This window comes from Rhizobium alarense, from assembly GCF_021555155.1.
GTDB lineage: Bacteria > Pseudomonadota > Alphaproteobacteria > Rhizobiales > Rhizobiaceae > Rhizobium_D > Rhizobium_D alarense.
The window spans coordinates 1-7754 of record NZ_JAKGBU010000138.1; the positions used below are offsets into that span (position 1 = coordinate 1).

8 protein-coding genes are annotated in these 7754 nt (G+C 63.3%); 7 read left to right on the forward strand and 1 reads right to left on the reverse strand.

Features of this window, described 5'->3' with window-relative positions:
* From LXM94_RS24875 to LXM94_RS24885, 3 genes are all read left to right on the forward strand, one after another.
* A partial coding sequence (locus tag LXM94_RS24875; RefSeq protein ID WP_235774439.1) for a substrate-binding domain-containing protein occupies positions 1 to 328 on the forward strand: 328 nt, incomplete at its 5' end.
* A gap of 30 nt (positions 329 to 358) precedes the next feature.
* On the forward strand, positions 359 to 1312 hold the full coding sequence (locus LXM94_RS24880; protein ID WP_235774441.1) for a 2-hydroxyacid dehydrogenase: 954 nt from the start codon (positions 359 to 361) through the stop codon (positions 1310 to 1312).
* An 87-nt stretch (positions 1313 to 1399) separates the two neighbouring features.
* The gene (locus tag LXM94_RS24885; RefSeq protein ID WP_235774443.1) at positions 1400 to 1789 is read left to right on the forward strand and encodes a hypothetical protein; all 390 of its coding nucleotides are present in this window, start codon (positions 1400 to 1402) and stop codon (positions 1787 to 1789) included.
* A gap of 28 nt (positions 1790 to 1817) precedes the next feature.
* Here LXM94_RS24885 and LXM94_RS24890 read toward each other — a convergent pair whose 3' ends face one another.
* Positions 1818 to 2588 (reverse strand): gamma-glutamyl-gamma-aminobutyrate hydrolase family protein, encoded by a 771-nt coding sequence (locus LXM94_RS24890; RefSeq protein WP_235774445.1) that lies wholly within the window; start codon positions 2586 to 2588, stop codon positions 1818 to 1820.
* A gap of 475 nt (positions 2589 to 3063) precedes the next feature.
* Between LXM94_RS24890 and LXM94_RS24895 the strand changes: the two genes are divergently transcribed.
* From LXM94_RS24895 to LXM94_RS24910, 4 genes are all read left to right on the forward strand, one after another.
* Positions 3064 to 5391, forward strand: a complete 2328-nt coding sequence (locus LXM94_RS24895) for a putative bifunctional diguanylate cyclase/phosphodiesterase (protein ID WP_235774447.1) — start codon at positions 3064 to 3066, stop codon at positions 5389 to 5391.
* A gap of 157 nt (positions 5392 to 5548) precedes the next feature.
* Positions 5549 to 6319 carry an N-acyl amino acid synthase FeeM domain-containing protein gene (locus LXM94_RS24900; RefSeq protein WP_235774449.1) on the forward strand — a complete coding sequence of 257 codons (771 nt, stop codon included), beginning with the start codon at positions 5549 to 5551 and terminating at the stop codon, positions 6317 to 6319.
* Positions 6320 to 6530: 211 nt separating this feature from the next.
* Positions 6531 to 6755, forward strand: coding sequence for an aa3-type cytochrome c oxidase subunit IV (locus LXM94_RS24905; protein WP_235774451.1), 225 nt, complete (start codon positions 6531 to 6533; stop codon positions 6753 to 6755).
* An 83-nt stretch (positions 6756 to 6838) separates the two neighbouring features.
* Positions 6839 to 7754 (forward strand): NAD(P) transhydrogenase subunit alpha (locus tag LXM94_RS24910; RefSeq protein ID WP_235774453.1); only part of this gene is annotated, 916 nt, incomplete at its 3' end.

The window sequence follows — 7754 nt, forward strand, 5'->3', positions numbered from 1 at the left end:
TTTCCTCTCGCTGCCGCAGAAGCCAACGGCCGCGGTCTGCTGGAACGACCTCGTGGCGATCGGTCTGATGAACGGCATCGCACGCGCCGGACTGGTGCCGGGGCGGGACGTATCGGTGACCGGCTACGATGATCTTGAGGAGGCGGCGATCGCCACGCCGGCGCTGACGACCGTCTGGAACGGCCAGTCCGAGGTCGGCCGCAGTGCCGCGCGCGCTCTTCTCGACAAGCTCTCCGGCAGCCACGAGCCGGACGGTATCCACCTCATCAAGCCGGAAATGCGCATCCGGCAATCCACGGGGCCGCTTCGGCCGCACCACGACGGCTGAGGCCGGTCATCACAAGCACAGGGAGGCACCATGTCTGGCGAACGGCCACGCATCCTCGTTCCGGGTCCGATCCGTGAGCGCGTCATCGAGCGGCTGAACGGGCATTTCGACGTCGTGCTGATCGACACGGCCGATGCCGGCAAGATCGACGACGCAACAGCCGCGACGATTCGCGGCGTGGCGGTGTCCGGCAGGCTCGACGCGGCGATGATCGCGCGGCTGCCAGCGCTCGAGGTGATCGCCAGTTTCGGCGTCGGCTATGACGGCATCGACGTGACGGCTGCCGCGGCGCGCGGCATCGTCGTCAGCAATACGCCGGACGTGCTCAACGACGAGGTGGCCGACACGACGGTCGGCCTGCTTCTCAACACGCTTCGCGAACTGCCACGCGCCGAGACCTGGCTGCGCGACGGGCGCTGGGCGAAGGAGGGCCCCTATCGCCTCACGCCGCTGACGCTTCGCGGCCGGCATGTCGGCATCTATGGCCTCGGCCGGATCGGGCTCGCCATCGCGCGGCGGCTCGAGGGATTTGGCGTCACAATCAGCTACCATACACGCAGCCGGCGGACCGACGTGCCCTACGAGCACTACGGCAGCCTCCTGGCGCTCGCGCAGGCGGCCGACACGCTGATCGCGATCGTTCCGAAGACCGCGGACACGCACAAGACGATCAATGCCGAGGTCCTGGCGGCGCTTGGACCCACCGGTGTCCTGATCAATGTCGGCCGCGGCTGGACGGTGGACGAGGAGGATCTGGAGGCGGCGCTGCGAAACGGGACGATCGCGGCGGCCGGCCTCGACGTCTTCCAGGACGAGCCGCACGTTCCCGGCGGGTTGCTCGACCTGCCGAATGCCTGCCTCCTGCCGCATGTCGCATCCGCCTCCGTCGCGACGCGCGACGCGATGGCCGACCTGGTGGCCGACAATCTCGTCGCATGGTTCGACACCGGCAGGGCGCTGACATCGGTGCCGGAGACGGCATAGCCCCGCCGCGCGGGCCACAAGCTTCTGTTAAGGTTGCAGGCACATCCTGACGGGATGCGATTCGCACGAGATGCGAAGGAGTGTTCCGTGAAGATCCTGACCTTTGCCGGTATCGGCGCGATGCTTCTCGTCGGCATTTGGGCAGCCGGCGACCGGCCGGACCCAGTCATATCCAACAGCGTACCAACGCAGGGCCGATCACTCTCGATCTCCAACATAACGGCTGCCACCGCCTGCCTCGCCGAGCGCGGCGAAAGGCTCAGCAACCGGAGTTCGCGCTTCATGACCGAGACGGCCTGCGACACCGTGTGGCCGGGCCTGTCGCGGGCAACGACGTGGACGGAAAACGGAGACGGCACGGCGGTGCTTGCGGATGCGAGCGGAACAGCGGTGCTGACGGTCGCTCAATCCGACGGCGCAGCTTATGAGGCCGTGGATGTGCCCGACGCGATCATCACGCTGATCGTTGGCGAATAGCTGCGTCGCACGGGAGCCGGCGCCGCCGTCAGGCGGCAACGCCCGAGGCGGTCTTGCGTGCGGCATAGGCGCGAACGGCATCACCAAAAGCCCTGAACAGACGATTCGACGTCTCGTCCGATCCGACCCAGTATTCCGGATGCCATTGGACACCGACGGCAAAGGCCTTCGCGTCGATCACCGAGACCGCCTCGATCGTGCCGTCCTCGGCGACGGCCTCGACGGCGAGGCGCGGTGCGGTATCGGCAATCGCCTGCCGGTGCAGGGAGTTTACCTCGATGTCGCCCGTGCCGATGGCGGTCGCAAGGCAGCTTCCTTCCTTGACCTTCACGACCTGGCGGATGCCGTAGGCGATGTCGAGTTCCGGCACGTCGGGCTTGCGGTGGTCGGACCGGCCTGGCATATCCTGGATTTCCGAGGCGATCGTACCGCCGAGAGCGACATTCAATTCCTGGATGCCCCGGCAAATCGCGAGCAATGGTATGCCCCGGTCGATCGCCCGGCGAATCAGCGGCAGACTGGTCGCGTCGCGCGCCGGATCGTAGGGCCCGTCCGTTTCGGTCGCCACTTTGCCGTAGAGGGATGGGTGGATGTTGGTGCGCGAGCCGCTCACCAGCACGCCGTCGACGCGGTCGAGTATCGAATCGAAATCATGGCCGCGCTCGAGCGCGGGTACGAGAAAGGCCATCACGCCCGCGCCTTCGACCGCCGCCCGCACATACTGTTTCGGTGTCGCATGCCAGACATTGCCGTTGAACTCGCGGCTGTCGGCGGGAATGGCGACGACGGGCAGGCGCATGACGTCTCTCCTTGGAGCGATTGACCTGCATGGATTTGCAACCAATCGGGCAACCAGTCAATTCCCAAGTTTCAGTCGATTTCGTCGGCAAACGCCGGAATCGCCCGGAATTGTCACAGCTTGTCATGCCGGACCACGCATGTCCCGGACGAATGCTGTCAAATCTGGCCATGATGCGGCAAGCAGCGGTTAACCACAGCGCGATCAAGTCTACCTGTCGGGCACGACCGGCAAATCCGCGGCACGCTGCCCGATCGGAGGCGACGTATCTATCTTTTGCAGAGATCAACTATTCCTGATTGTGATCGTGCAATCATAAAGGTAAATATGCTAATTGAGGTTGCAGTTGCTTGTGTCTTTTCGCTGTTTGCGCACATATTGTGTTCGTCTATTCCCAGTATTTGTGTAATTAACCGAAATCATTCATTAAAATTTCGCGCGTACGCCTTGTCCCGACATTGGGAGCTCCGCGTCCATGAAGGATAAGGGTCAAGGCACGCTGCCGACGGACGTGTACCTGTCCTTCGTCAGTTCGCTTTATGGAAATCGTCAAACCCTGTTTGTCGGCATGATCTCCCATGTCGTCACGTTTTCGTTCGTCTATGCGAAAACGGCCGATCGCTTCTTTCTCGTCTGCAGCGCGCTCGTCATTCTCATCTGGTCGCTCCGCGCCCATGGCATGCGCCGCTTCGATCGTGTCGAGAAGACGAGCCTCGACATGGCGGGCATCCGCTATTGGGAAAACTGGTACAATCGCGGCGCCGTCGCGACGACGACGGTTCTCGGCTCGGCCTGCGGCTACAGCCTTACCTTCAGCGGCGACGGCTTTGCGGAACTCGCCTGCATCGCGGTGACGCTTGCGTCGATGGTGTCGGTCGTCGGTCGCAACTACGGCTCGCGCCGGGCGGTCGACTACATCACGCTCTCCGCCTGCGTCCCGATGGTCGTCGGTTTCCTGGTTCTGCAGGACTTCTACCATGCGGTACTGGCGGTGCTGATCCTGCCGTTCATCCTCACGACACGCATGATGGCGAATGGTGTGCGGGCTTTCCTTTATGAAAACGTGCTCGCCACCCGCGAGATTACGACGATCGCCGACCGTTTCGACACGGCGCTCAACAACATGCCGCACGGCCTCTTCATGCTGGATGCGGATCATCGCATCGTGGTGGCCAACCGGCGGGCCTGCGAACTGCTGCATCTCGGCAATCAGGCACGGCTCAAGGATTGTCATCTGGATGTCGTGCTACGGTTCGGCGTGCGCAACACCTTCCTCAACCCCGACCAGAGCCGTTCGGTCCTCCGGCAACTCGACGAACTCCTGAAAGGGCGGCGGTCGCGCGCCCTCGTGCAGGTAACGGACGACCTCTATCTGGAATTCACCGCCTCCGCCCGCGAGGACGGCGGCGCCGTGCTGATCTTCGAGGACGTGACGGCGCGCATCCGGGCGGAAAGCAAGATCCTGCACATGGTGCGCTTCGACAGCCTGACGGGGTTGCCGAACCGCGCCTATTTCCACGACCTCGTGCAGGCCGTGCTCGCCGAACGCAAGCGCAAGGGAACCGTCGGCTTCATGGTTCTCGACGTGGACGACTTCAAGCACGTCAACGACATGAACGGCCATGTGGCCGGTGACCGCCTGCTGTGCATGATCGCGGAGCGCGTTCGCAAACAGGCGGGCGACAAGGTTATCGCGGCGCATCTCATGGGCGACGAATTCGTCGTTTTCTTTCCCAACGACGGCAACCGGCGCGATCTGGAAACGCGGATGCGACGGATGCACGAGCAACTTTGCGGCAGCTACGATGTGGACGGCCTGGCGCTGCAGGTGTCGCTAAGCGCCGGCGCCGTGCTGGCCGGCAGCGAGAACCTGCGCCTGGAGGACGTGCAGATCAAGGCGGACCTGGCGCTCTTCGAAACGAAGCTGCGCGACAAGGGCGGCTTCACCGCGTTCGAGGAAGAGATGGATGCGCGCTATCTCGAGCGCCAGAAGCTCAAGGCCGATCTGCGCGACGCTGTGGCGGCCGGTTCGCTTTCCATCGCCTACCAGCCGATGGTCCAGCCGGACGGTTCGCGCATCGAGTGCTGCGAGGCGCTGGCGCGCTGGGTTCACCCCGAACGCGGGCCGGTCGCGCCGAACGTCTTCATCCAGATCGCCGAGGAGATCGGCATCGTCTCGGAAATCACGCGCTTCATGATCAGCCGCGCCTGCAGCGACTGCGCCGCCTGGCCGGACTATATGGGCGTGTCCGTGAACCTTTCGGTACAGGATCTGCGCAGCACGGCGATCGTGTCCGTTGTCACGGAGGCGCTGCAGGCGGTCGGCCTCAGCCCGTCGCGGCTTCATCTGGAAGTGACGGAGAGCTGCCTGATGGAGGAGCCGGTAAAGGTTCACGCCATCCTGCAGGAACTGCGTGCGCATGGCATCACGATCGCCATCGACGACTTCGGCACCGGCTATTCGAGCCTCAGCTATCTCGACAGCCTGCCGCTCGACGTCATCAAGATCGACCGGTCTTTCGTGCGCAACATCAGCGAGGATGCGCGCCGCTTCAAGCTGCTGCGCGGCATCGTCACTATGTCGCGGGAGCTCGGCCTCAGGATTGTGATCGAAGGTGTCGAGACCCAGGACCAGTTGAACCTTCTCAACAAGTATCGCTGTGCCGATCTCATCCAGGGTTACGTCTTCGCTGCGCCGATGTCGCTGGCCGCGCTCGAGGACATGACCCAAGCGCTCGCAGCGAAGGCCGGCGCCGCCCAGCATGGCCAGGGGCAGGGCAAGAACGGCCAGCGCGTCGCCTGAATCATTCTAAAATTTGATGTTTCTAATTTAAGTATTTGAACATTAGAATTAACCTTTTGTTAAGGTTAATAATTGGTAATTTACACAAATTGCCGGAAATGGTTGAGTGTGCCGTGAGCATAGCGCCTGCGCGCACCAATCGAGGCAACCACCCATCATGGCCAGACTTCAAAGTGCGACGAATCGGTTCTCGGACAAGCTTCTCGAGTTGCTCGACCGCGTCGAATATCGGCGTGTCGAAACCGGTGAGGACATGGAGGACATCGCGCGCATCCGGTTCAAGGCTTACAAGATGGCGGACATCCTTCCGCTCAAGGGCTCGACGCTGATCGACGATATCGACTTCGACAGCCACGCCTATGTGTTCGGCATCTACTACGAGGAGCGCCTGATCTCGACGGTGCGTCTGCACTATGTAACGCCCGAGCACCGCGTGAGTTCGTCGGGCTCGATCTTTCCGAAGGAGATCAACGCATTCCTGGATGCGGGCATGACGCTGATCGACCCGGTCCGCCTGGCCGCGGATCCGGAGGTCTTGAGCGAGATGCCGGCGATCCCCTATCTGACGCTTCGCATCGCGACCATGGCGACCGATTATTTCACCGTGGACCGCTGCCTGCAGCTCGTGAAGCCACAGCACGCCGCCTTCTACAAGCGGGTGTTCGATGCCGATACGATCGTCTCGCCGCAGAAGAACTGCGGCGACTACAAGATCGATCTCACGCTGATGGCGACGCGCACCAAGGAGGTGCTGCCGCCGCTCTACCAGCGCTTCCCCTTCTTCAAGTCGGAGTCGTTCGAGCGCCGCATGATGTTCGGTCGTGGCGACGTGATGCCCTTCAGCCCGCTCACGGTCCGTCCGACGGCCCGTCTCGCGCATTTCGGCCATGGATGGGCGGAACCGCGCCCTGCAACGCTCGTCAGCTGAGGCCTGAGCGGAAGTCCGCCCGTTCCTTCGGCATTTTTGAGACATTTTCAGGCGAGAAATGTCGAATTCGCCGCAGGGTCCTGCGTTGCGCTTTCGCAAGGCATTGTGTATGGCCAGAGACACGCATGTCTTGTGGTCGAGGGGGTCGGCCGGTGTCGCTGACGCCGGATAGTGACCGCGCTCCAGGCCGCCGAACGAGGAGAGTATGACGATGGCCGAACATCATTCCGGACCGGTCGAAACCGGCGCGTCGATGGATTATGCCGAGCACGAGAAGACCTACAGCTTCTTTCTCGGCGCCGCAAAATACGGCACGATGTTCTGCGCCACGCTCCTGATCGCGATGGCCGCCGGCTTCTTCACGAGCGCCGGTTTCTTCTCGGCACTTCTGCTGCTGATCATCCTCAACGTTCTCGGCTTTTTCATGCTGCGTTGACGCCATCCCTCGCGAGGGGATGATCGGGGGTCGCGTCCGCGGCGCCCCGCAACATCACGACCAGACTCGGGGAGGAGTGGCGTGTGACTGATTGCGTGTTTGTCGCGAGGGAATCGGATCCCTCGGAGAGCCGGGTCTCGGCATCGCCGGATACGGTTAAGAAGCTGACGGCGACCGGCTTCGATGTCGTCGTGGAAGCGGGCGCGGGCCTCAACTCGCGCATTCCCGACGCAGACTTCGAGAAGGCGGGTGCGCGAATCGGCACGGCGGCCGAAGCCGGCGGCGCCGACGTCGTCCTGAGGGTCCGGCGGCCGACGGGCGCCGAGATGGCCGGTTACAAGTCCGGTGCCATCGTCATCGCGATCATGGATCCCTACGGCAACGAGGCGGCGGTCGCCGACATGGCCAAGGCGGGGCTCACCGCCTTTGCGATGGAGCTGATGCCCCGCATCACCCGTGCCCAGTCGATGGACGTGCTTTCCTCGCAGGCGAACCTTGCCGGCTACCAGGCGGTGATCGACGCTGCCGCGGAATATGACCGGGCACTGCCGATGATGATGACGGCGGCGGGCACCGTGCCGGCCGCGAAGGTCTTCGTCATGGGTGCCGGCGTTGCCGGGCTCCAGGCGATCGCGACTGCGCGCCGACTCGGCGCGGTCGTTTCCGCAACGGATGTTCGCCCGGCCGCCAAGGAACAGGTCGCCTCGCTCGGCGCCAAGTTCATCGCTGTCGAGGACGAGGAGTTCAAGGCGGCCGAAACCGCCGGCGGTTATGCCAAGGAAATGTCGAAAGCGTATCAGGCCAAGCAGGCCGAGCTCGTCGCCAGCCATATCGCCAAGCAGGACATCGTCATTACGACCGCGCTCATTCCAGGCCGGCAGGCGCCGCGCCTCGTCACAAGAGAGATGCTTGCCGCGATGCGTCCCGGATCGATCGCCGTCGACCTCGCGGTTGAGCGTGGTGGCAATGTCGAGGGAGCGATTGCCGGCGAGATCGTCG

Excerpts from the sequence above, each read along its gene's own strand:
- LXM94_RS24880 (WP_235774441.1), top strand. The coding sequence starts at position 359 with ATGTCTGGCGAACGGCCACGCATCCTCGTTCCGGGTCCGATCCGTGAG.
- LXM94_RS24890 (WP_235774445.1), bottom strand. The coding sequence starts at position 2,588 with ATGCGCCTGCCCGTCGTCGCCATTCCCGCCGACAGCCGCGAGTTCAAC.
- LXM94_RS24895 (WP_235774447.1), top strand. The coding sequence starts at position 3,064 with ATGAAGGATAAGGGTCAAGGCACGCTGCCGACGGACGTGTACCTGTCC.
- LXM94_RS24900 (WP_235774449.1), top strand. The coding sequence starts at position 5,549 with ATGGCCAGACTTCAAAGTGCGACGAATCGGTTCTCGGACAAGCTTCTC.
- LXM94_RS24905 (WP_235774451.1), top strand. The coding sequence starts at position 6,531 with ATGGCCGAACATCATTCCGGACCGGTCGAAACCGGCGCGTCGATGGAT.